Annotated in this window: 20 protein-coding genes; 7 read left to right on the top strand and 13 right to left on the bottom strand. The window is 68.4% G+C overall.

The annotated features are described in order from the left end of the window. Positions 1-147 precede the first annotated feature (147 nt). Together ASC59_RS14015 and ASC59_RS14010 are read right to left on the bottom strand one after the other, a co-directional pair. The gene (locus tag ASC59_RS14015) at positions 148-1,008 is read right to left on the bottom strand and encodes a M15 family metallopeptidase (protein ID WP_055824313.1); all 861 of its coding nucleotides are present in this window, start codon (positions 1,006-1,008) and stop codon (positions 148-150) included. 114 nt (positions 1,009-1,122) lie between these two features. Beyond that, positions 1,123-1,809: an amidase domain-containing protein gene (locus tag ASC59_RS14010; RefSeq protein WP_055824311.1), complete on the bottom strand. Its 687-nt coding sequence runs from the start codon at positions 1,807-1,809 to the stop codon at positions 1,123-1,125. Positions 1,810-1,954: 145 nt separating this feature from the next. Here ASC59_RS14010 and ASC59_RS14005 point away from each other — a divergent pair, with 145 nt between their 5' ends. The 6 genes from ASC59_RS14005 (at position 1,955) to ASC59_RS13980 (ending at position 9,966) form a co-directional block, all read left to right on the top strand. Continuing rightward, positions 1,955-3,829 (top strand): MDR family MFS transporter, encoded by a 1,875-nt coding sequence (locus ASC59_RS14005; RefSeq protein WP_055824309.1) that lies wholly within the window; start codon positions 1,955-1,957, stop codon positions 3,827-3,829. Between the two features lie 237 nt (positions 3,830-4,066). Then, on the top strand, positions 4,067-5,389 hold the full coding sequence (locus ASC59_RS14000; protein WP_055824306.1) for an ABC transporter substrate-binding protein: 1,323 nt from the start codon (positions 4,067-4,069) through the stop codon (positions 5,387-5,389). A gap of 71 nt (positions 5,390-5,460) precedes the next feature. Beyond that, a complete protein-coding gene (locus tag ASC59_RS13995; RefSeq protein WP_055824304.1) occupies positions 5,461-6,552 on the top strand; it encodes a carbohydrate ABC transporter permease in 1,092 nt (363 codons plus the stop codon). Next, on the top strand, positions 6,549-7,475 hold the full coding sequence (locus ASC59_RS13990) for a carbohydrate ABC transporter permease (protein WP_082513697.1): 927 nt from the start codon (positions 6,549-6,551) through the stop codon (positions 7,473-7,475). The genes ASC59_RS13995 and ASC59_RS13990 overlap by 4 nt, the downstream gene beginning before the upstream one ends. Continuing rightward, positions 7,475-8,902, top strand: a complete 1,428-nt coding sequence (locus ASC59_RS13985; RefSeq protein WP_055824299.1) for a glycoside hydrolase family 1 protein — start codon at positions 7,475-7,477, stop codon at positions 8,900-8,902. The genes ASC59_RS13990 and ASC59_RS13985 overlap by 1 nt, the downstream gene beginning before the upstream one ends. Positions 8,903-8,931: 29 nt before the next feature. Then, positions 8,932-9,966 (top strand): LacI family DNA-binding transcriptional regulator, encoded by a 1,035-nt coding sequence (locus ASC59_RS13980; protein ID WP_055824296.1) that lies wholly within the window; start codon positions 8,932-8,934, stop codon positions 9,964-9,966. Here the strand turns inward: ASC59_RS13980 and ASC59_RS13975 are convergent. The 8 genes from ASC59_RS13975 to ASC59_RS13940 form a co-directional block, all read right to left on the bottom strand. After that, a complete protein-coding gene (locus ASC59_RS13975) occupies positions 9,963-10,793 on the bottom strand; it encodes a VOC family protein (RefSeq protein WP_055824293.1) in 831 nt (276 codons plus the stop codon). The two genes, ASC59_RS13980 and ASC59_RS13975, sit on opposite strands and share 4 nt — an antisense overlap. 125 nt (positions 10,794-10,918) lie before the next feature. After that, a complete protein-coding gene (locus ASC59_RS13970) occupies positions 10,919-11,650 on the bottom strand; it encodes a PspA/IM30 family protein (RefSeq protein WP_055824290.1) in 732 nt (243 codons plus the stop codon). 89 nt (positions 11,651-11,739) lie between these two features. Continuing rightward, the gene (locus ASC59_RS17730; RefSeq protein WP_055824286.1) at positions 11,740-13,845 is read right to left on the bottom strand and encodes a TPM domain-containing protein; all 2,106 of its coding nucleotides are present in this window, start codon (positions 13,843-13,845) and stop codon (positions 11,740-11,742) included. A gap of 145 nt (positions 13,846-13,990) precedes the next feature. Then, positions 13,991-14,959: a DNA-methyltransferase gene (locus ASC59_RS13960; protein ID WP_082513695.1), complete on the bottom strand. Its 969-nt coding sequence runs from the start codon at positions 14,957-14,959 to the stop codon at positions 13,991-13,993. A 123-nt stretch (positions 14,960-15,082) separates the two neighbouring features. Further along, on the bottom strand, positions 15,083-15,385 hold the full coding sequence (locus tag ASC59_RS13955; protein ID WP_055824283.1) for a hypothetical protein: 303 nt from the start codon (positions 15,383-15,385) through the stop codon (positions 15,083-15,085). 91 nt (positions 15,386-15,476) lie between these two features. Beyond that, complete coding sequence (locus ASC59_RS13950; protein WP_055824280.1) at positions 15,477-16,526, bottom strand: lipoate--protein ligase family protein; 1,050 nt, start codon at positions 16,524-16,526, stop codon at positions 15,477-15,479. A 159-nt stretch (positions 16,527-16,685) separates the two neighbouring features. Further along, the gene (locus ASC59_RS13945; RefSeq protein ID WP_162243189.1) at positions 16,686-18,251 is read right to left on the bottom strand and encodes a glycoside hydrolase family 6 protein; all 1,566 of its coding nucleotides are present in this window, start codon (positions 18,249-18,251) and stop codon (positions 16,686-16,688) included. Positions 18,252-18,487: 236 nt separating this feature from the next. Then, the gene (locus tag ASC59_RS13940; RefSeq protein WP_055825579.1) at positions 18,488-19,336 is read right to left on the bottom strand and encodes an alpha/beta fold hydrolase; all 849 of its coding nucleotides are present in this window, start codon (positions 19,334-19,336) and stop codon (positions 18,488-18,490) included. Between the two features lie 103 nt (positions 19,337-19,439). Here ASC59_RS13940 and ASC59_RS13935 point away from each other — a divergent pair, with 103 nt between their 5' ends. Beyond that, on the top strand, positions 19,440-20,468 hold the full coding sequence (locus tag ASC59_RS13935) for an alpha/beta hydrolase (protein ID WP_055824277.1): 1,029 nt from the start codon (positions 19,440-19,442) through the stop codon (positions 20,466-20,468). 9 nt (positions 20,469-20,477) lie between these two features. Here the strand turns inward: ASC59_RS13935 and ASC59_RS13930 are convergent, their stop codons facing one another. The 3 genes from ASC59_RS13930 to ASC59_RS13920 are packed head-to-tail and all read right to left on the bottom strand — an operon-like array spanning position 20,478 to position 23,964. Next, on the bottom strand, positions 20,478-21,323 hold the full coding sequence (locus tag ASC59_RS13930) for a transglutaminase family protein (protein WP_055824274.1): 846 nt from the start codon (positions 21,321-21,323) through the stop codon (positions 20,478-20,480). Beyond that, a complete protein-coding gene (locus tag ASC59_RS13925; protein WP_055824271.1) occupies positions 21,320-22,249 on the bottom strand; it encodes an alpha-E domain-containing protein in 930 nt (309 codons plus the stop codon). The genes ASC59_RS13930 and ASC59_RS13925 overlap by 4 nt, the downstream gene beginning before the upstream one ends. Further along, a complete protein-coding gene (locus ASC59_RS13920; RefSeq protein WP_082513694.1) occupies positions 22,243-23,964 on the bottom strand; it encodes a circularly permuted type 2 ATP-grasp protein in 1,722 nt (573 codons plus the stop codon). The genes ASC59_RS13925 and ASC59_RS13920 overlap by 7 nt, the downstream gene beginning before the upstream one ends. Positions 23,965-24,069 lie beyond the last annotated feature (105 nt).

The following is a 24,069-nucleotide window of genomic DNA, read 5'->3' as shown; positions in this document are numbered from 1 at the left end:
TCGGATAGCCGAGCAGAAGACCCGTAACCTCACCACACGGTTATGGCAGGGTTCTGGACGAATCCTCAACATTTCATGGGAACGCATGTATTCGGGCGACAACGTGCGCCCACCGGCGCGATGCGAGCGCCCCGTTCCGAAGCGACGTCAGCCGTAGTTGGGAGCGGCCGGAAGGCCGAAGAACTCCTCGAGCGTGGTGACCCCGCTGCGGTGCATCTCGGTCGCGAGGTCGACGCCGATGTAGCGGTAGTGCCACGGCTCGAACTCGAAGCCGGTGACAGGCACCTTGTCGGCCGGATAGCGCAGCAGGTAGCCGAACCTGTACGCGTTCGCAGCCAGCCACTGGCCCTCGGCGGTGTCGGCGAAGCACTGGCTCAGCGAGCAGTCCCCCGACTCCGCGCCGATGTCGATCGCGAGCCCGGTCTGGTGCTCGCTGAACCCGGGCCGGGCCGTGCTGAGGTCGGCGCCCTCCTGGCCGAGCGCGGCGACGTCGTCGTCGTAGACGCTCTGCTGCGTCGAGAAGCTGCGATACGCGCTGTTGGAGGCGAGGGCGAGGCCGGCCTCGTCCGAGGCGGTCTGGAACATCGCGACGACGGCATCCGACGCCTCCTGGCGGAGAACGGGGTCCCAGGTGTGGGCGACGGGCACGTCGACGAGATCGGCCGGCTCATAGTCCACGGGGTTCAGTGGGCGCAGCTTGTCGCTGACGACCCAGATGCTCGCGGGGTCGTCGATCGATCGGGCGGCCTTGTCGAAGCTCGGCACCGCCGTCGGAGTCGGCGTCTGGGCCGGGGCCGGACGGGTCGGTGTCGGTGTCTGGCTCGCGGATGCCGTCGGCGAGCCAGACCGCGACGGGTCGGCGGAGGTCGGCCCGTCGGCGCCATGCGCGCCCGTGATCACACCGGCCGCGGTGGCGCCGGCCACGAGCACCACGACCGTCGTCGCGACGACGATGGTGCGATTGCGCCGCACTCGACGGGACGCACGCAGGGCTCGGGATCCGGACATTGTTCCAATGTATCCGGGGAGGCGCGCCTCGTCGCCCCACCGCCGGGTGCGGCGCGTTGCAGACGCCGGACGCCAGACGCAGACGCGCTGGGCGACGCGACCGAGTAGCTCGCCCTAGGAGGCGATGTGCCAGTAGTACACCGCGCCGCCCGGGTGGTCCTCGGTGATCGCGGTGTCGACGCTGCGGTAGTCGGAGTCGAGCGTGTGACCGGCGAAGTAGACCTGCGTTCCGCCGTCCTCATGGGTCACGCGGGTCACCACGCCGGTGTGGTCGCGGTCACCCGACTGGTCCCAGTCGAACTGCACGATGTCACCGACGCTCACCTGGTCGCGCTGGCTGTCGTCGAGAGCCGTCGCCAGGTCGGGGCGGGTCTCGAGCCAGTCCCGGAAGGAGGTGGAGCTGCGCCAGCTGGCGCTCGACGCATACACATCGTCGGAGTGGAACCACTCGTCGTCCTGCACCCACCCCCGGGCGAGGAGGGTCTGGCTGGCGAAGTTCACGCAGTCGTTGTCGCCGAGTACCCCGAATTCGGCCTCGTTGTAGTCCTGCCAGTACGTCAGCGCGTAGTCGATCTGCGCCTGCACGGGAGCACTGAGAGCAGCGGAGGCCGGGGCCGTGTCGGCCTTCGAGGCCTCCTGCACCGGAGCCGGGATCTCGGCCGAGGTCTTCGCCTTCGGGGCGGACTCGGTCTTCTCGGCAATCGCCACGGGACCGGAGCATGCGGCGAGGATGGCGACGGATGCCGCTGTGACGGCGATGGCCGCGATGGCGCGCGGGAACGTCGAGGAGGAGCGGGGCATCCTCGGACCGTAGCAACCGAACCTCGGAGGACCCTCCGAGCGCCCGAACCGATGCTCGTGGACATGCCCATTGTCCCCCGCAGGGACCGGGTCTACCGTGAGGTCTGTGACCAACACCGCGGAGTCCCCAGCATCCACCCCGCTCATGTCGCATCGGCAGATCCTGTTCGTGATCTTCGGCCTGATGGCGGGCATGTTCCTCTCGGCCCTGGACCAGACCGTGGTGGGTACCGCCATCCGCACGATCGGCGACGACCTGCACGGGCTCAGCCAGCAGGCGTGGGTCACGACGGCGTATCTCATCACCTCGACGATCTCGACCCCGCTCTACGGAAAGCTCTCCGACATCTTCGGTCGGCGGCCGCTGTTCATCATCGCCATCGTGATCTTCATCATCGGCTCGATCCTCGCCACCTTCTCGACGTCGATGATCGAGCTGGCGTTCTTCCGAGCCGTGCAGGGTCTGGGAGCCGGCGGCCTCATGTCGATGCCCCTCGCGATCATGGGCGACATGCTGGCCCCGCGCGAACGCGCGAAGTACCAGGGCTACTTCCTCGCGGTGTTCGGGATCTCGAGCCTCATCGGCCCGCTCGTCGGCGGCCTGTTCGCCGGCGCGGAGGAGATCCTCGGCATCGCCGGCTGGCGCTGGGTGTTCCTCATCAACGTGCCGATCGGAGTCATCGCGCTCGCGATCGTGCTGCGCTTCCTCCACCTGCCGAAGACCGAACGGTATTCGGTGCGCATCGACTGGTGGGGCGCCGCCACGGTGATTCTCGCGCTCGTCCCGCTGCTGCTGGTCGCCGAGGAGGGTCGCGTGTGGGGATGGAGCAGCCCCGGCGCCATCGCCTGCTACGTGATCGGCGTGCTCGGCATCATCGCCTTCATCCTCGTCGAGGCGAGTATGAAGGACGACGCGCTCATCCCGCTCAAGCTCTTCCGCTCGTCGACCTTCTCCATGGCCACGGTCATCGGCGTCTTCGTCGGCTTCGGCATGTTCGGCGCCATGCTCACCCTGCCGCTCTACCTGCAACTCGTGCTCGGGTCCACTCCCACCGAGAGCGGGCTGCAGATGCTGCCCATGATCCTCGGCCTGATGATCTCGTCCATCGCCAGCGGGCAGATCATCGCCCGCACGGGCCGCTACAGGATCTTCCCCACCATCGGCACGGCGCTCCTCTCCGGCGGGTTCTTCTACCTCACGTTCCTGCAGTACGACTCCTCGTACTGGTTCGTCGCTGGCGCGATGCTCCTGATCGGCCTCGGCCTCGGTCAGCTCATGCAGACGCTCACCATCGCGAGCCAGAACTCCGTGGGCCTGCGCGACATGGGGGTCGCGACCAGTTCGTCGACCTTCTTCCGCCAGATCGGCGGCACCCTGGGCACGGCCGTTCTGCTGTCGCTGCTGTTCACCGTGATGCCGACGAACATCGTCGGCTCGCTCTCGGATCAGGACACGCTGGCCGACGCCCTGGATGCCGCTCTCGACCCGACAGTCGCGGCAGCGCCGGAGAACGCCCAGATCATGGAGACGATCTACACGCCCATCGTCACGCCCATCCAGGCCCAGCTGCCCGCCGGTGTCGATCTCAGCGATGACGCCCAGCGCGCGCAGGTGGTGAGCCAGGTCGCTCCCACGGTTCAGGAGCAACTCGAGAGTGGAACGGGCGGCTCGTTCGGGAGCAGCACTCTGGACGACACGTCGTTCCTGAACGGAGCCGATCCCCGACTGGCGAAGCCGTTCCTCTACGGATTCAACGCCTCGGCCGTGCAGGTGTACTGGGTGGCGCTGTTCGTGGTGCTGATCGCCTTCGTGCTGACCCTGTTCTTCAAGGCACCGCCGCTTCGAGCGAAGTCGGCGCTGCAGGAGGCTGCGGACGACAAGGCGGAGGCCGCGGCAGCGCAGGCCAGGGCGGACGACGAACTCCAGACCGACCTGCAGGCTCAGCACGCAGCCGACATCACCGGGTCGCTGCTCGATCCCGGCCCGCGCACGGGATCCGTGCCGGTGCAGCGCCCCTGACGGGCGCCGACAGGCGAATATGCACGGCGACCGACGCCGTGCATCGACCACGTTCCGCGTGCAGCGGCGTGTAACGGATTCGTAACGTATGGGCGCCGTGAGAGCGCTCTCTTGACAGACGCCATCCGCAGTGCTTATTCTCGGAACGCAATCGTGAGAGCGCTCTCACAGGGTAGTGAGAGAGCGCTCTCAGAGCACGCACCACACTAATTGTCCACGCACACAAGGGAGTGAACCGTGAAGCTTTCACGACGCACCACAGCTGTTGCCGCCGTCGCCGGTGTCGCAGCAATCGCCCTCCTCGCCACAGGATGTTCCTCATCCGGCGACACGGGATCGGGATCGTCCGACGAGAAGGTCGAACTGACCGTCACGACGTTCGGAACCATGGGACTCGACGACCTCTACAAGCAGTACGAGGAAGAGAACCCCAACGTCACCATCAAGGCCACCAACATCGACACCGGTGGAAACGCGCTCACCGACTGGAAGACCAAGCAGGCAGCAGGCGCCGGTCTCCCCGACGTGCAGGCCGTGGAAGAGGGCTGGCTCGGCCAGGTGCAGGCGGTCTCCGACAGCTTCACCGACCTCACCGAGTACGGTGCGAACGACATCAAGGACCGCTGGGTCGACTGGAAGCTGAAGCAGGGCACCGACAAGGACGGCCGCATCATCGGCTACGGCACCGACATCGGCCCCGAGGGCCTCTGCTACAACGGCAAGCTGTTCGAGGCAGCCGGCCTGCCGAGCGACCGCGAGGCCGTTGCCGAGCTCTTCGGTGGCGACGACGCGACGTGGGACGACTTCTTCAAGGTCGGCGAGCAGTACAAGGCTGCCACCGGCAAGCCCTTCTACGACCAGAGCGGCTTCGTCTGGAACGCCATGGTCAACCAGCTCCCCGAGGGCTACTACACCTCCGACGGCAAGCTCGACGTCGAGAACAACGCAGACCTGAAGGCGCAGTGGGAGAAGCTCGCCGGTGGCGCAGCCGCCGGCCTCTCCAGCGGCCAGGCTCAGTGGGACTGGGGTAAGGGCAAGGCCTTCACCGACGGTTCCTTCGCGACCTTCATGTGCCCGGGCTGGATGCTCGGTGTCGTCAAGGGTCAGGTCGAGTCCGCTGGTGGCGACGCCACCTCCGGCTGGGACTTCGCGGATGTCTTCCCCGGCGGCCCCGCCAACTGGGGTGGAACGTTCCTGACCGTTCCCACCACGTCGAAGCACCCGAAGGAGGCTGCCGCACTGGCCGCCTACCTGACCGACGCCAAGTCGGCCGTCTCCGCCTTCCAGGCAGCGGGCACCTTCCCGTCGGTCATCGAGGCGCAGACCGACGCCGGTGTCACCGGCGAGAGCGACCTGACCAAGTTCTTCAACAACGCCCCCATCGGCGAGATCCTCGGATCCCGTGCCGAGGGCGTCGTGGCCCAGTACAAGGGCCCGAACGACTCGGTCATCCAGGAGCAGGTCTTCGGACCGGCGACGCAGTCGCTCGACAAGGGCGCCTCGGGCGATGACGCGTGGAACGAGGCAATCACCACGCTGCAGAGCCTGGACCTCAAGTAAGTCTCACCAGCTCCACGGTGGCCCCCCGGAGACCCGTTTCCGGGGGGCCACATTCCTTGAGAGAGAACAGCATGACCACGACAGTCAGTCCCCCGGAGACGAGCACCACCCCGGCAGCGGCACGGCCCCCGAAGGCCTCGCCCTCGAAGGTGCCGTTCAAGCACCGAGTGAGCCGCTTCGACGCCAAGGTGTCGCCGTTCCTCTACATCGCACCGTTCTTCGTGCTGTTCGGCCTCATCGGCCTGTTCCCGCTGGTGTACACCTTCGTGGTGTCTCTCAACGACTGGGACCTGCTCTCCGGGCCGGGCGAGTGGGTCGGCTTCCAGAACTACACGGACGAGCTCACCGATCCGTACTTCTGGAACTCGCTGTTCAACACCGTGAGCATCTTCCTGCTCTCCTGCATCCCCCAGCTCCTCGCCGCGGTGTTCATCGCGGCCGTGCTCGACCAGAACATCCGCGCCAAGACCTTCTGGCGCATGAGCGTCCTCATCCCCTACGTGGTCACCCCCGTGGCGGTCGCCATCATCTTCTCCAGTGCGTTCTCCGAGAAGTACGGCCTCATCAACAACATCCTCGAAGCCCTGAACCTCGATCCGGTGATGTGGAAGACCGAGACCTTCCCGTCCCACGTCGCGATCGCCACCATGGTCAACTGGCGCTGGACCGGCTACAACGCCCTGATCCTCCTCGCCGCCATGCAGTCCGTGCCGCGCGACATCCACGAGTCGGCCGCCCTCGACGGCGCCGGAGCCTTCCGTCGCTTCTTCTCCATCACGCTGCCGAGCATCCGCCCCACCATGATCTTCGTGATCATCACGGCGACGATCGGCGGTCTGCAGATCTTCACGGAGCCGAAGCTGTTCAACCCGTCGAGCTCCGTGCTCGGCGGCCCGCACCGCGAGTACCAGACCACGGTGCTCTACCTGTGGGACATGGCCTTCAACCGCAGTGACTTCGGCAAGGCATCCGCCATCGCCTGGTTGCTGTTCATCATCATCGTGGCGTTCGGCATCATGAACTTCCTGATCTCCCGTCGCATCGCATCGGTCGAGACCCGCACATCGAAGAAGCGCACACGTCGCCGGATCGCGGAACACAACGCAGGGAAGGCCGAAGGCGCCCGCGCCATCGTCGCAGCAGCAGGGGAGAAGCGCTCATGAGCACCACGACCGACCTGAAGAAGCCGGCCGCTCCCACGACGGATGCCGGCGCCCAGAGCGGCAGCGGCAAGCCGCCCAAGCCCACGAGGGCACGCCGCGACGTCGGAATCGATCGCCGCCCCGGGTTCCTCACCTACGGCCTGCTCATCGCCCTGTTCCTCGGCGGCGCCTACCCGCTGTGGTGGTCGTTCGTCGCCGGATCCAGCGACAGCTCCGTGCTCGCGGACACCTGGCCGCCGCTGCTGCCCGGTGGACGATTCTGGGACAACGTCGCCTCGGTGCTCGACACCGTGCCGTTCTGGCAGGCGCTCGCCAACAGCATCATCGTCGCCAGCGTCATCACGATCTCGGTCGTGTTCTTCTCGACCCTGGCCGGCTACTCCTTCGCGAAGCTCCGCTTCAAGGGCCGAGAGGGCCTGATGGTCTTCGTGATCGCCACGCTCGCCGTGCCGACCCAGCTCGGCATCATCCCGCTCTTCATGCTCATGAAGGAGTTCGGCTGGACGGGCACCCTGGGCGCCATCATCGTGCCGACGCTCGTGACGGCATTCGGAGTGTTCTTCATGCGGCAGTACCTGGTCGACGTCATCCCCGACGAGCTGATCGAGGCCGCCCGCGTCGACGGAGCCTCCATGTTCGGAACCTTCTGGCACGTCGGCCTTCCCGCTGCGCGCCCGGCCATGGCCATCCTCGGGCTGTTCACGTTCATGACGGCCTGGACCGACTATCTCTGGCCGCTGCTGGTCTCTCCGCAGAACCCGACCCTCCAGGTCGCCCTCAGCCAGCTGCAGAGCGCGAAGTACGTCGACTACACGATCGTGCTCGCCGGCGCCGTCATGGCGACCATCCCCCTCCTCATCCTGTTCGTGCTGGCCGGAAAGCAGCTCGTCTCGGGAATCATGGCAGGAGCAGTGAAGGGCTGATGAGAATTCCACTCACCGAACGCACCTGGCCGACAGGGTTCCTCTGGGGCTCGGCCACCGCAGCCGCCCAGATCGAGGGCGCTGCCCACGAGGGCGGCAAGGAGGACTCCATCTGGGACGCGTACTCGGGGGTCCCGGGCGCCGTCGCCAACGGCGACACTCCCGAGCAGGCCGTCGACCACTACCACCGGGTCCCCTCGGATGTCGCCATCATGAAGGACCTCGGGCTCGACTCGTACAGGTTCTCCACCAGCTGGGCCCGCGTGGTTCCCGGTGGGCGCAGCGTCAACCAGGAGGGGCTCGACTTCTACAGCTCCCTGGTCGACGAGCTGCTCGACCAGGGCATCCTGCCGTGGCTGACCCTCTACCACTGGGACCTCCCGCAGGCCCTCCAGGAGGAGGGCGGCTGGGCCAACCGCGAGACCGCCTACAGGTTCGTCGAGTACGCCGAAGCCGTGTACGGCGCCCTCGGCGACCGCGTCACCCACTGGACGACCTTCAACGAACCGCTCTGCTCCTCCCTCATCGGCTACGTCGCCGGCGAGCACGCGCCGGGCCTGACCGATCCGGACGCCGGGCTCGCGGCGCTGCACCACCAGCACCTCGCGCACGGTCTCGCTGCAGCCCGCCTGCGGGAGTTGGCCGCACGTGACGGTCGTGAGTTGCAGATCGGCATCACGCTCAACCTCACGAACGCCGTTCCGAACAACCCGACCGACCCTGTCGACCTCGAGGCCGCCCGCCGCATCGACGGCCTGTGGAACCGCATGTACCTCGAGCCACTGCTGCTCGGCGAGTATCCGGCCGACGTCATCGGCGACCTGGCGGAGTACGACTTCCTCCAGTACGTTCAGGGCGGCGACCTGGCCGTCATCAGCACGCCGATCGACTTCCTCGGCGTGAACCACTACCACGACGACAACGTGTCCGGTCATCCCGCTGCACCGGATGCCGCACCCGGCCTGGTCCCGACGGACAAGCCCGGCCGTTCCCCCTTCGTCGGCAGCGAGTACGTCACCTTCCCGACGCGCCACCTGCCGCGCACCGCGATGGGCTGGGAGGTGAATCCCGACGGCCTCCGCACGCTGCTGGTGCGCCTCGGTCGGGAGTACCCGACTCTGCCGCCTCTCTACATCACCGAGAACGGCGCCGCCTACGAGGACGAGATCGTCGACGGAGCGGTGCACGACGCGGAACGCTGGGCCTACATCGACGCCCACATCTCGGCGGTGGGCGAGGCCATCGACGCCGGCGCCGACGTGCGCGGCTACTTCGTGTGGTCGCTGCTCGACAACTACGAGTGGGCATGGGGCTACAACAAGCGCTTCGGGATCGTGCACGTCGACTACGACACCCTCGTGCGAACCCCCAAGTTCTCCGCCACCCAGTACGCCTCCATCATCGCGGCGTCGAAGGCGAGCGTCTGATCAGCACTATCGTGGGAGCCAGTTCGAACATGGGGAGCGATGGAGTGGCAGAGAAGCTTCGGGCGGGCGCAGTGCCGACGCTCGAGATGGTCGCCGCACATGCCGGCGTCTCGCGCGCCACGGTGTCGAGGGTCGTCAACGGCTCACCGAAGGTCACTCCCGACGTCGCCGAGGCCGTTCAGCGCGCCATCGAAGCCCTGAACTACGTTCCGAACCGGGCTGCCAGGTCGCTGGCCAGCCGGAAGACCCAGGCGATCGCACTCATCGTTCCCGAGTCGGCCGCCCGCGTGTTCGCCGACCCGTTCTTCGCCTCGGTGGTGCAGGGCATCGCCCTGCACCTGGCCGACACCGACTACACGCTGAACATGATCATCGAGTCCGAGTCGCAGTCGGGCAAGACCAGGCGCTACCTGCTGGGCGGCAACGTCGACGGGGCACTCGTGGTCTCCCACCACACCGGCGACCACTCCTACGCTCAGTTGAGCCGCACGCTTCCTGTCGTCTTCGGCGGCCGACCGCTGAGCGACACGGAGAGCGACAACTACTTCATCGACGTCGACAACCAGCGCGGTGCCGAGACGGCCGTCGCGCACCTGGTCGCATCCGGTCGCACGAGGATCGCCACGATCGCCGGGCCCCAGGACATGCCTCCCGGTGTCGACCGCCTGGCGGGCTGGCGCGAGGTGCTGGGCGAGCACGGCATGGACACCGAGTTGTTCGAAGTCGGCGACTTCTCCCCCGCGTCGGGAGCCACGGCGATGAAGCGGCTGTTGGCCCGGGACCCGAAGATCGACGGCGTGTTCGCGGCCAACGACCAGATGGCCATCGGCGCGTACTCCGCCATTCGGGAGGCCGGTCTGCGCATCCCCGAGGACATCGCAGTGATCGGCTTCGACGACGACATCTACGGGGCCACGGCGAACCCAGCGCTCACGACGGTGCACCAGCCGGCTGTCGAGATGGGCCGCGAGATGGCCAGGGTGCTCGTCAAGCTCATCGAGGGCGAACCCGTCGACACCGTCACGAAGCTGAAGACCTCGCTCGTCGTGCGCGCGTCGACCTAGGACTGCTGCGGAGCGAACTGACTCAGCGTGAAGATCGCGCCGTGGGGATCGCGGATGAGCGCCTCGCGGGTCCACGGGCCGTCGGCTGTGGTGAGCACGGTGCCGCCGAGAGACTCGCTGAGGGCAGCCGAGGCGTCCCGATCGTCGACCGTGAACCTCACCTCCCAGCGCGCAGGCGCCTCCCCGGCCTCGATGCCGGCGACGACGTCGGCGAACCCCGGGGGCGCGAAGGCCTGGCGCTCCCTGATGTCGGGGTCGATGGTCGCCGCCAGGTGATCACCGTAGCCCGGCAGCCTGGCCATTCCGGCGCCGAGGGCCGGATCGACCTCCCAGCCGAAGACCTCCGAGTAGAACCGAATTCCGTTCTCTGGCGTCGGCGTGACCAGCACGCTGAAGTTCCACGAGCCGGGCACGTTCACGAGCTGGGCGCCCAGGCGCCTGCGAGCCTGCCAGACCCTGAAGACGGCGCCGTCGGGGTCGACGAACTCCGCCCAACGACCGCCGGGGCCGGCATCGACCGGCCCCGTGCGCACGCTGCCGCCCGCGGCGACGACGGTCTCGACCGCGGTGTCGGCGCTGCGAGTGGCGACGTAGCTGTTCCAGACCGCCGGAACCTCCTCGATCGTCGGCGAGATGGCGGCGACGTCGTGCCCGTCGAGGGTGGCGACGAGGTACGAGCCCGGCGCTCCCGGCGGCACCGCATCGTGGAACCGCCAGCCGAACAGCGTTCCGTAGAACTCCATGGCGTCATACGGATGCGCGGTCTCCACGTCGATCCAGCTGGGGACGCCCGGCGGGTATTCCCGGGTATCGGTGACTTCGACCATCGTCGTACTCCCTCCATCGGGCACGCCGCCCGTCCACCAGGGTCGAGAACAGGCCGGATTCGGCGATTGCGGCGACTACAGGCCAGACCGGCCTGTTCTCGGCGTTCCGGCCTGTTCCCGGCGGTCTACTCGATCGCCTTCTGCGGCTCTCCACCCTTGAGCGCTGCGAGCCGGGCCTCGACCTCGGTGAGTTCGCCGAGGTCCTCCAGGTCTTCGAACTGCGCGTCGAGGCTGGAGGCAGCCAGCTCCTGCTGGCCGCGCACCTTCGCCTCCTCGCGCCGGATCTTGTCCTCGAAGCGGCTGATCTCGCTCGTGGGATCGAGGATGTCGACACTCTTGATGGCGTCGTTCACCTGCGACTGAGCCTCGACGGTCTTCGAACGGGCGATGAGCTCGTCGCGCTTCGACGAGAGCTGATTGAGCTTCTCGCGCATCTTTCCGAGGCCGTCCTTGAGCTGGTCGACGACGGCCGTCTGCGAGGCGATCATCGGCTCGGCGCCCTTCGCCTCGTTCTCGGACTGCAGCTGGCGCCCGAGGGCGACCCGGGCGAGGGCGTCGAACTTGTCGGCATCCGTCGTGTTCCCGGCTCCCCGCAGCTCGTCGGCCTTGCGGCTCGCGGCCAGGGCCTTACGACCCCAGTCGTCTGCAGCGGCGACGTCTTCGCGGTGATCCTCCTCGAGCATCCGCAGGTTGCCGATGGTCTGCGCCACGGCGCTCTCGGCTTCGCCGATGCTCGACGTGTAGTCGCGCACCATCTGATCGAGCATCTTCTGCGGATCCTCGGCCTGATCGAGCAGCGCGTTGATGTTCGCCTTCGCGAGCTGGGTGATGCGGCCGATGATGGACTGCTTTGCCATGGTGTTCCCTTTCTCGTACTGCTGATTGATGCTGTTGCGTCGTTGCCCGCCACACTCGTGCACGACCCCGGCTGCGGTGCCGGATGCCGCTAGAACCTGCCGCCGGATCCGCCGCCGCCGAAGCCGCCGCCGCCACCGAAACCTCCGCCGAAGCCGCCTCCCCCGAACCCGCTGCCGCCGCCGAAGCCGCCACCTCCGCCGAAGATGCTGCCGGAGTCGCCGCCTCGCCCGCCGCCCCCTGTGAGGAGGCCGCCGAGTATTCCGCCGATGATGGCGCCGGTCAGGGCGTCACCGCCACCGGAACGCCTACCGCCGCCACCCCCGCCACCCCAGGAGTCGTCGTCGTAGCCCGACACATCGCTCTGGGCGATCTGGATGGCGCTGGCCGCGAGTGCCTGCGACCGCTGGGCCTGGTCGAGTGCCTGCACGGGGTCGCCCGGGCCGATCGCTCGGGAGGAGTCGAAGAGGCGCATCGCCTCCGACAGGCGCTGGCGCGCGTCGGACCCGACCGCTCCCCGCCTGGTGGCGATGAAGTCGGATGCGGCCTGGATCTGCGACTGCGCGGTGGCCTGAGCGCGACCCAACAGGGCGACGGCGCGCTCCTGCTGGACGCGTTCCTCACGTGAGGGCGCGAGCGCGGCATCGAGCGCCGCCTCGGCCTCCTGCAGGCGGCGAACCATGGCGAGCGGGTCGGTGCGACCTCCGGATGCCTGACGTGCGGCGACGAGCACCTGCTCGGCCGCAGCGATCGGTCCCTCGAGCGCGGCCTCACCGAGGTGCGTGGTGACGGCCGTACGCCGGGCCTCGGCCAGATCGCTCTCGACGTCGTCGATCTCCTTCGCCACGGCGGCCGTCGCATCCTCGAGGCTGCGGGCCACGCGGTCGACGGCGTCGAGCAACTGGCCGGCCTGGCCGATGCTCTGCTGGGCAGCGCGCACCGGGACGGCGACGCTCGGACGATGGCCGCCATCGGGGGCCGGCGTCGAGAGGGTCGCCGCGGCGGCTGCGGCGGTCTCGGTCGCGAAGGCGAGCAGCTGGCGAGCCTGGGCGGCATTGCCCGTGAGAGTCGACATCGTCTCGCCCTCGAAGCGGGTGTGCAGCTCGGCGATGCGGGCCTCCGTGGAGGCGAGGCGGGCGCCCAGCCTCTCGGCATCCGTCGTCACGGTCTTCAGCACGGGGAGGGCGTTGTCGTCGAGAGCCCGAAGGGCATCGAACTCGTCGGAGCGCTCGTCGAGACCGGCGATCGCCTGCTCGGTGAGGCTGGTGATCTCGGCCGTCATGGCCGCGCGCTCCGCATCGCTCTCGGGGAAGGCGTCGTCGAGCTTCTGCTTCAGGGCGAAGGCCTGGCGAGCCGAGGCGTTGGCCGCCGCGAGCGCGTCGGTGAACGGCTTCACGGCCTCATCGCCGAACTCCGCCGCAGCGAAGCCGACCTCCTGCTCGCTGGTCTTGAGGGCGTCGTCGAGTTGCACCAGCAGGCTGCCGGCGCGCTGCTCGAGTGCTGCTCGATCCTGAGCCGCCCGCGCTCGAGCGAGGGCGGCCCGGCGGCGCTTGCGGATGGCCGAGACCACCACGACCGCGAGCACGATGACGCCGACGCCCAAGAAGACCCACAGCAGTACGGCCCCGCCGTTGCCCGACCCGCTCTCGCCGGTGTCGGTACCACCGCCACCGCCGCTTCCGCCGCCTCCGCCGCTGAGTTCACCGTTCGATGCCGCCCGGATGCCGTCGGCAGCGCCGATCGCGGCGCCGGCCCAGTCCTCCTGCGAGAGGCTGGGAACGACATAGTCCTGGGCGATCTGCTCCGAGTCGGCCTGGAGCGGCGAGTCGTCGGAGAACGAGAGCTGGTAGAGCCTGTCGTCGATCGCCACGGCCAATACGACGTTCGACGCGCCGAGCTGGTTCTGGTCGCGCACCTCCTGCACCCACTGCTCGCGATCGCTCGGGTTCTCGAAGGTGTCGACATAGGCGACGAGCAGTGTCTGTCCGGTGTCGGCCTGCAACTGGTCGATGGCGTCCTGCACGGACTGGGTGTCTCCGCCCAGCACGCCGGCGGGATCGATGATGTCGCTCGAGCCGAAGTCGACCGGATCCTCGGCGAACGCGGGAGAAGCGGCGCCGACGGCGAGAGCGAGGCCGATGACACCGGCTGCGATCCCTGCGAACACGCGGCCAACGGCGGTGCTGCCTGTCGTCACGCGGGTCGCCTCCTCGTCTGGCCATCCGTCGTCGGATGCTCCATGTCGTCTCCCGTCTACGCTATCGGGCACGACCCCGCGTTGACGAGGCGTACAGCCACCTCTCGGCCAGAGCACAGAACGCAGCTCTCCGCCTGCTCGCCTGCTACTCGAACTCGACGCCGTCGACGGCCGCGAAGCGCGTGCGCATGATGGCGACGGCATCCGCGGACTCGTCGATGAGCGTGAAGCGGCGCCCGAGGGCCGCGGCCACGGCGCCCGTCGTTCCGGAGCCCGCGAAGAAGTCGAGCACGGCGTCACCCGGCCGGCTCGAGGCCTGGATGATGCGCCGCAGGATGCCCTCCGGCTTCTGCGTCGGGTATCCGGTCTTCTCCCTGCCGGTCGGCGAGACGATGGTGTGCCACCACACGTCTGTCGGCAGCTTGCCGAGCTCGGCCTTCTCGGGAGTGACGAGGCCGGGCGCCATGTACGGCTCGCGGTCGACGGCCGTGGAGTCGAACCAGTAGGTCTTCGGGTTCTTCACGTATACCAGGATCGTGTCGTGCTTCGTGGGCCAGCGCTTCTTGGACTTCGCGCCGTAGTCGTAGGCCCAGATGAGCTCATTGAGGAAGCATTCGCGACCGAACAGGGCGTCGAGCATGACCTTCGCGTAGTGAGCCTCGCGATAGTCGAGGTGCAGGTAGAGAGTGCCGTCGTCGGCGAGCAGGCGCCAGGCCTCGATGAGCCGCGGTTCGAGGAAGCCCCAGTAATCCTCGAACTGATCGTCGTAGCTGTAGAGGTCGCCGCGGATGCGCTGGTACTGCCGCCCCTTGAACCCGGAGATGACCCCGGCGGCGCGCTGGGGAGCCGCGTCCGCGTCACCCTCGGCGCCCAGTCCCGTGCGCACATGCGTCGTGCTCTGGCGGGACTGCGGGCGCCCGGTGTTGAAGGGCGGATCGAGGTAGATCAGCGTGAACGTCGCATCGGCCAGGCTCGGGAGCACAGTGAGGTTGTCGGCGTGGATGATGCGGCCGACGGATGCCGCGGCCGGCGCTGCATCACCGGCACGGCCGGGCTGCGCGCGGCCGGTGTCGTCGCCCGCCACCGCTATGTCGTCGTCGCGGAGGTCGGGCATCCCATCATTGTGTCAGCAGCCGGCGCTTCCGCCCTCTGGCCCGGATGGGAGTCTCGCTCGCCACGTGTGGCCGCTGGAACGACCGCCGGCGGCCACAGATGGCGAGCCGGCGAACGAAGCCGGCTAGAGGTCGAGGCGGATGCGGCCGTCGAACCGGGTCGTCGGGTCGTCGGCGTCGTTCGTCTCGAGGATTCCCTTGTCGTCATCGTCGGCGACGGGAGACGGGGCTGGAAGCACGCTCTCCCGCTCGCGCTGCACCTCGATCTCGTGCCGGTGCGGCGCGAACACCTCGTCCACCACTCCGAGGGCGCCGCCGCCTGCCGTGCCCCGGCCGACCTTGTTGCTGAAGTCGACCCAGCCCATGCGCGAGGCGAACACGATGAACGCGACGAGCACCGCTATCGCGACGGGGATCCACCAGTTCATGCGTCCAGCCTAGAAGAATGAGCCGGTGGTTCGTCAGCCCGGCCGGCCCGCTGTGCGGGAACCGAAGGCCTGACGCGGCTGCCGTCGGCGATCACGGCACGCGGTTGAGCCACTCCGCTGTCGCGAACTTCGACGCGACGAGCGCCTCGGCCTGGGCGTACTCCTCGTCGGTGATGTCGCCGGGAACGGCATCCGTCAGCGCGGTGAAGGTCTTCTCGAGCTGCTCGATGATGACGGCCCGCTCGACTCCGGCCTGGCGCTTGAGAGGGTCGACCCGCTTCGCCGCGCTCGCGATGCCCTTGTCGCTGATCTTCTCCCGGCCGATGCGGAGGACCTGCGTCATGATCTCGCCGTCCATGTCGTAGCTCATCGTGACGTGGTGCAGGATGCCGCCGTTGCCGAGGCGCTTCTGCGCGGCACCGCCGATCTTGCCGGTCGGACTCGTGATGTCGTTGAGCGGCTGATAGCTCGCTTCGACCCCGAGGGCGCGGAGCGCGTCGATGACCCAGGCGTCGAGGAAGGCGTAGGAGTCGGCGAAGGTCATGCCCTGCACGAGATCGGCTGGAACGTAGAGCGAGTAGGTGACGACAGAGCCCTTCTCCATCATCATCGCGCCGCCCCCGGAGATGCGGCGCACGACGTCGTAGCCGAACCTGGCGGCGCCGTCGGGGTCGACCTCGTTCTTGAGCGACTGGAAGCTGCCGATCACGACGGCCGACTCGTCCCACTCCCAGATGCGCAGCGTCGGCTGGCGGCGTCCAGCGCCCACCTCGACGGCCAGCACCTCGTCGAGGGCGAGGTGCATGGCCGGGCTCACGGCACGGGCATGGATGAGCTGCCACTGGTAGTCGCGCCAGCTGGTGGCCTTCTTCAGGGCGCGGCGGATGGCGACCGCCACGCCTTCCGCCGAGAAGCCGAGCATGACGGTTCCCTCGGGAAGCGCCGCCGTGATGGCGCGGGCTATCCCCGTGGCATCCGTCTCGGCCGAGAGCCCGTTGACAGCGGTGTCGATCGCGCCGAGAGCTTCGTCGGGTTCGAGGAAGAAGTCACCGGCGAGCCTGAAACCCGAGATCAGGTCGTCGACGACCTCGAAGTCGACGACGACGAGCTTGCCCTGGGGAACCTTGTACTCACCGTGCATGCGTCCAGCCTAGGACGGGGCGGGGCGTGTCTGCCGCTGACCGAGGGCCGGACGTGCGCTGCGCGTCCGAAAGCGCACGACGACAGTTCAGGCGCCGTCGTGCGCTTCGGGCAACCGCTCGCCCGGCCCTCGGGCACCGGGCGGAGCGGCCGTCGGCGATCAGTCAGAGGCGCAGGCCCGTCCGTTCAGCGTGAACAGCCACGGCTCGACTCGCTGCTTCGCATGCGAGCCCACGAAGGCGACAGGCACCCAGGCGCCCGGCTTGATCTTCGCGGTGGCCGAGGAGTTCTTCACGGTGACGGCATCGCCCACCTGGGTGACCTTGCCGCCGATGAGCTTCACGACCCTCTCGGAGCCGGCGAAGTTCCACTTCAGCGTCCAGCCCGTGATGGGGGCCGCACTCGTGTTACGGATGCGCAGCTCGGCACCGAACAGGCCGAACAGCGACTTCGTGGCCGAGTACGAGACCTGGCAGCTCGGAGCCGGGAAGGCCGGTACGGCGTTGGCGATCAGTTCGCGCGCCTGCTCCACGAACCACTGGCCGGCGGCCGGGTCCTCCATGCCGCGAACGGGATCGAGCGGGCCGGCAGTGCCGCGATAGCACTGCCCGTCGGACTCGCCGGGAACCTTGATCCAGAGGTAGGCGTCGATGATCGCGTTCCCGGTGTCCGTCGTCGGACGGACTCCGGCGCCGCGGTCCGGCGGGTTGCACCAGACCTCGGCGTCGCCCTGCCAGCCAGCCGGCGCCGTCCAGGGGCCGACGCCGTTCCGGCTGGTGTCGATGACGAAGTGCGCCTGCGCGGCGGGGTCGGGGGTGAGTCCGGTGTCGGCGTAGGCCTGCGCGTAGGCGGCATCCGTCAGTCCCCAGGTCGAGAAGTCGTCGGGGCTGGCCGGGTAGTACTGACTGCCGCAGTAGCTCGGCTCATACCAGCTGTTGACGCTGAGGTTGATGCAGTCCGAGATCCAGGTGCCGTACTTGGCGAGGCGCTCGGTCTGCACGTAGTTGGAGGCGTTCAGGAAGAAGCCGTCAGCCTTCTCGACGCCGCCGGCGATGAGGCGCTGCGAGATGTCCCCGACGCCCAGCCAGCCGCTGTGGGTGCCGTCGAGGTAGACAGCGGTGTTGGGCAGGGCCGTGAGCACGTCGACGGCGTGGTTGACCTGCTCGAAGCGGTCGGATGCGGCCGTCGCCGGGTCGAGGTCCGGCGGCTGGCACCACTCGAGGTTGCCGTTGATATCGGTGTGCCACGGAATGATGCCGAGGCCGTCAGGCTCCAGGATGATCGCCGCCTTGGCGTCGCCGATACCCGCCGCCACCGCGTCGACCCACGCCTCGTAGGCTGCCGTGTCGAGAGCTCCGCCCGCCGAGTACTGGGCGCAGTCGCGGTACGGCAGGTTGTAGACCACGACGGTGGGCACGGCACCGGATGCAGCCGCGGCCGAGGTCACCTCGGCTGCCGCCGCCTGCGCCTGCGCCGGAGTGCCCTTGGTGAGCCAGGTCGCCGAGGGGAAGCTGCCGAGCAGTTGGGCGTCGGTTCGCGCCTGGCCGGACAGGCCGGACGCCGCCTCGAGGGTCGTCGAGTGCGGATCGACGTAGAGAGCGCTGCCGGGGCCGAGCACGTCATTGGCTGCCGCGGCAGGAGTGGCCGTGAGGCCGAGCGTCGCCAGGGTCGCGATCGCCGCGACGGCAGCGATCCGCATCCCGAGGCGGGTGTTCTTCTTCATCATGCTGAGGACTCCCAGGGGGTCATCGTCGACCTCGGTCGACATCCTTGTGGACCGTGCAGGGTGGTGCGTCATGCGTGCGGCGCGAGGTGTACCCCGTTGTGAGAGCGCTCTCACGGGTGCCGCGTCTCCCAGAGTGCCGCAATCCATGACCCCCGTCAAGGGGTCGCCGCCGTTCCGCGCCACCGCGGTCTGACGCCGGTCAGTGAGGGTCTGCGGATCAGCGCTGTGCGAAGGGGCTAGCCGAGATGCTCGTCGAGCCAGGCCGTCGTGTCGGCGAGAACGTCGGCGCGGTTCAGCTCGTTGAAGATCTCATGGCGAGCCTCGGGGTAGACGATGAGGGTGACGTCGGTGAGCCCGGAGCGGCGGTGGTACGCATCGACCAGCTTGAGCGCACTCTTCTCGCCACCGACGCTGTCGTCGCCGCCCACCTGGATGAGCACGGGGATGTCGGGCAGGTCGGGCGCCGGGCGACCGTACAGACGTACGCCATCCACCAGTCCGAAGAGCTTCGCGATGGGAACGGAGGTGGTGAGCGGGTCGTCGAGGAAGGCCTGCTGCACCTCCACATCGCGGCTGAGCCACTCCATGCCCGTCGTTCCGAGGTTCTTATGGCGACGGTTGAGGTCGCCGCTGTTGACGGATCCCGGCATCCGGTACCCGGTGCCGGTGAGAATGGCGGCGGCGTAGTCGGCGGCCGATGAATTCAGGATGATCTGGGCCATGAGGGAGCCCCACGAGTGGCCGAGGAGCACGACCGGAGTCTCGGGGTTCTCCTCGCGGATGAGCTCGGTGAGCTGGTGCACCGCCGCCACGGTTGCGCGAAGGCCACCGGGGCCGAGCCTGCCGAGCATGGCGACGTCTCCGCCATGCTGCTCCATGCCGGTTCGACCATGGCCTCGGTGGTCGTCGGCGTAGACCGTGTAGCCCGCGTCGTTCAGCGCCTGGGCGACGTGACGGTAGCGACCGGCGTGCTCGCCGACCCCGTGCACGAGCTGCACGATCGCCTTCGGCTGCGGCACGTCGTGCACGTCGAAGTGGATGCGGATGCCGTGGCTGTCGGTGAAGGTGCGGGCTGCGCTGCTCATGGGCTCAGGGTATGACACGGATGCGGCGATCGCATGCGCCCGACGCGTGCGCAGCATGCGGCATCCGCCGCCTCGACGACACGCACGCCGATAGGGTCGGGGAATGCCCAGCGAACCCCGTCGACGTCGGACCGGAGACATCGTGACGGGGGTGATCCTGGGCGGTCTCTCGATCGTGATGATCGCGGTCGTCGTCGCGGCGGTCAACCCGTGGCCCAGCGCCATGCTGATCCGGTCGCTCTTCGAGAAGGGCGCCAGGGACACCGTCGCCGAGATGGAACCCTATGCACCGACGAGCGGGGTGCGCGCGCACCGGGACATCTCCTACGGCGATGCGGGTGCAGAGACCACGCTGGACGTCTTCTCCCCCGACGGGGCGACGGATCCGCTTCCCACGGTGGTCTGGATCCACGGCGGGGCGTGGATCTCGGGCGACAAGCGCGATGTCGCTCCCTACCTCCGGATGATCGCGGCGGCCGGCTACACCACCGTCGGCCTCAACTACTCCATCTCCCCCGAGGTGACCTTCCCGACCGCGTTGAACCAGCTCAATGACGCACTCGGCTTCCTGGTGGAGCACGCCGACGAGTACGGCATCGATCCCACCCGGATCGTGCTGGCAGGCGACTCCGCGGGCTCCCAGTTCACCTCCCAGCTCGCCACCCTCGTGACCAGCCCCGACTACGCGACGAAGGTCGGCATCACGCCGTCGCTCACCCCCGCCCAGGTGCGTGCCGTCATCCTGAACTGCGGCATCTACGACGTGCACGGCATCCCCGACGCCCCCGGCATCGGCGGCTGGGGGTTCCGAGTGGCACTGTGGTCGTACCTCGGCGAGAAGGACTGGTCTGCGACACCGGGCGCGCGGGACATGTCGACCATCGAGTACGTCACCGGCGACTTCCCGACCACCTGGATCTCGGGCGGCAACAGTGATCCGCTGACGGATGCGCAGTCCAAGCCGCTGGCCGCGAAGCTGACCGGACTCGGCGTCGATGTGACGACGGTCTTCTATCCGAAGGACGAGGAGCCGGCACTGCCCCACGAGTACCAGTTCCACCTCGACTTCCCGGCGGCGCAGGCCGCTCTGGACTCGACGATCGCGTTCCTCGGAGTCGTCACCGCCGAGTGACGCCGGGAGCTACGCCTCGCGCGTGATCTCGACGCGCACGAACAGCTTCGAGGCGCTCGGGCCGGCGTAGACGCCCCGAAGCGGAGAGACATCCGAGTAGGAACGACCGCGCCCGACGAGCACGTGCCTGTCGCCGATCTCGATCTGGTTCGTGGGGTCGTAGCCCACCCAGTCGCCGCTGAACCACTCGACCCACGCGTGGGACTCGCCGATGACGGTCTCGCCGATGGCCGCTTCGCGCTTCGGATGCAGGTAGCCGGACACGTAGCGCGCCGGGATGCCGACGGAGCGGAGCGCGCCGAGGGCGATGTGGGCGATGTCCTGGCAGACGCCCTTGCCCTGCTCCCACGACTCTCGCGCGGTGGAGCTCACCCGGGTGGATCCGGGAACGTACTGGATGCCGTCGCCGATGGCGCGACAGATCTCGAGGGCGGCGTCGTGGGGGTCGAGACCGCGGGAGACGATCTCGGCGGCGAGCGCGGCCACGTCATCGGGCGGCTGCGTCGCCTCGGTCTGTCGGAGCTGCTCGACGAAGACACTGGCGGTCTCGCGCACATCGGCGAGCTCCTCCCAGCCCAGCCGGGTGCCGGTGAGAGCGATCGGAGCCACGTCGACCAGGCTCGTCGCGGTGACGGACAACTCGGTGTGAGGCGTCAGCACGTCGAAGGTGCTGACGCGCGTGCCCCAGTAGTCGATGTAGGAGTGCTGGTGCGCCACCGGGTCGATGTGCAGTTCGCTCGACAGCACGAACTGGCCGCTGCCGTGCCAGGGCAGCATCCGTGCCTCGTTGTAGGAGGCGGTCGCCGCACGCGAGTACGAGAATCCGGTTCGGTGGACTATGCGCAGACGGCTCATGAGTTCTCTCCGATCCAGACGGGAACGGCGCTCGTCGGGAAGTATCGCTGTCTGATCGCCTCGCTGGCCGAGGCCGTCGCCACCTGGAACTCTTCCATATGGCCGGGAAGGTCGGAGATGATCTCGCTGATCGGCCTGAACTCCAGCTCGGCACGGATCTGCCCGAGCACACGCTGCGACTCCTCACGCACTCCGAGGCGGCTGCTCGTCGGATCGAGCGCCACGAGATACTCCTCGGCACGACTCAGGGAGAACATGACCGAGCGGGGGAACAGCCGATCGAGCAGCAGGAACTCGGCGGCGTTGCGGGCAGATGGCATGCCGCGGTAGCTGCGCAGATAGGCCTCGAAGGCGCCGCAGCTGCGCAGGATCGTGGTCCAGCTCGGCCCGCTCGCCTCGGTGAGCGACCTGGTGGCGAGCAGGCGCGCGGTCATGTCGGCCCGCTCGATCGTGCGGCCGAGGGAGAAGAACAACCAGGCGTCGTCGTGGCTGGTCGACGTCTCGGTGACGCCGATCGCCAGGGCCGTGCGCTCGCGCACCCAGCGGAAGAACTCGTGGGCCTTGTCGCCGGCCACCCGTCGCGGCATGCGGGCGTGGGTGGTGTTCAGGCACTCCCACAGTTCGGTCGAGATGATCTCGCGGGCGCGGCGCGCGTTCTCCCGGGCGGAGCTCAGCGAGTAGGCGATCGACGCCGAGTTGTCGCGATCGACGGCCAGCAGGGCCAGGACGTCCTTGCGGGTCAGCTGCACGTCGGGATTGCCCTCGCCGCCCATGAGCGCGATGAGCGATCGGCAGGCCGTGTCCTCGTCGATCCAGGGGTCCTCGAGCAGCAGCTGAAGGTGCACGTCGAGGATTCGGGCGGTGCCGTCGGCCCGCTCGAGGTAGCGCCCGATCCAGAACAGCGACTCGGCGATGCGACTCAGCATGAGAGGGTCTCCTGCCGCTGGAGCGCTTCGATCGCCGACTTCGTCCGGCCCTCAGCGAGCGAGGGTGGCTGTTGCTGTTGCTGTTGCTCCTGCTGTTGCTGTTGCTGTTGCTGTTGCTCCTGCTGCTGGCGCACTTCACCGTTGTCCTGCGGAGAGGTGGCGGCAGCCGGCATGGAGTCGTAGATCACCGGAGCGCTCGGCAGGGCCGCCTGATCGGACACCAGGCTCGCGGCATCCGTTCCCCGGGGAGTGCCGATGCGTCCGGTGACCCAGGTGTCCTTCGAGCCGCCGCCCTGCGAGGAGTTGACGACGAGCTGACCCTCGGGCAGCGCAACGCGGGTGAGGCCGCCCGGGAGCACCCAGACGTTCTCCCCGTCGTTGACCGCGAACGGCCTGAGGTCGGCGTGACGCGGGCGCATGCCGTCGTCGACCAGCGTCGGAATGGTCGACAGCTGCACCACGGGCTGCGCGATCCAGCCGCGGGGGTCGGCGATCAGCTGCGAACGCAGGGTGTCGAGCTCGGCGCGACTCGCGTCGGGTCCGACGACCAGCCCCTTGCCGCCCGAGCCGTCGACGGGCTTCACCACGAGCTCGTCGAGGCGGTCGAGGACTTCCTCGAGTGCACCCGGATCCTCGAGGCGCCAGGTGTCGACGTTCGGGAGCACCGGCTCCTCGCCCAGGTAATAGCGGATGAGGTCGGGCACGTAGGTGTAGACGAGCTTGTCGTCGGCGACGCCGTTGCCCACGGCGTTGGCGATGGTGACGTTACCCAATCGCGCGGCCAGCAGGATGCCCGGTGAGCCGAGCACGGAGTCGGGGTAGAACTGCTGCGGGTCGATGAACTCGTCGTCGACACGGCGGTAGATGACGTCGACGCGGGTCGGACCCGACGTCGTGCGCATCCAGACGCGGCCACCGGAGCAGAACAGGTCACGGCCTTCGACGAGCTCGACGCCCATGAGGCGGGCCAGCAGAGTGTGCTCGAAGTAGGCCGAGTTGTAGACGCCGGGGGTGAGCACCACGATCACGGGATCGTCGACGCCCTCCGGGGCACTGGCGCGCAGCGCCGAGAGCAGGCGATTGGGGTAGTCGCCGACGGGGCGGACGTGCATCGAACTGAACAGCTCGGGCAGGGTCTGCGCCATGACTCGGCGATTCGAGATCACGTAGCTCACGCCGCTCGGCACGCGCACGTTGTCCTCGAGGACGCGCCAGGCGCCGTTCTCGTCGCGGATGAGGTCGATGCCCGACACCTGGATGCGCACGCCGTTCGCGGCGACGATGCCTGCAGCCTGGCGGTGGAAATGGGTGGAGCTCGAGATGAGGGCCGCTGGAATGACGCCGTCGCGCACGGCCGCCTGGGCTCCGTAGGCGTCGGAGAGGAAGGCCTCGAGGGCCCGCACGCGTTGTTGAACGCCCTTCTCGACGACGGCCCAATCCGCGCCGTCGATGACGCGGGGAACGGCATCCAGCGGGAACGGGCGTTCCTCGCCGGCGAAGTCGAAGGTGACACCCTGGGCGAGGTAGGAGCTGGCCAACGACTCGGTGCGACCGCGCAGCTCCTCCTGCGTCATGCGGGCGAGCGCCGAGTGGATGTCGGTGTAGGCCTCGCGCACCGAGGTCCCGTCTCCGATGGCCGGGAACATCTCGTCCCAGGGGGACGCGCCGCGCCGCTTGATCGTCGCGGATCCGTAACCTTCGAACAGGTTCACCATGGGCCGAGCATTCCAGCGCACGGTTACGGGCGTGTTTCCGACACGCGTCCGCCCGCTTTCGGCGGTGAATCCGACGAACGGATGCCGCCCGTCGGGCGGACGCGA

Source organism: Leifsonia sp. Root1293 (assembly GCF_001425325.1).
Taxonomy (GTDB): Bacteria; Actinomycetota; Actinomycetes; order Actinomycetales; family Microbacteriaceae; genus Orlajensenia.
The sequence above is the reverse complement of the archived record's forward strand: the minus strand, read 5'-3'. Positions and strand labels throughout refer to the sequence as shown.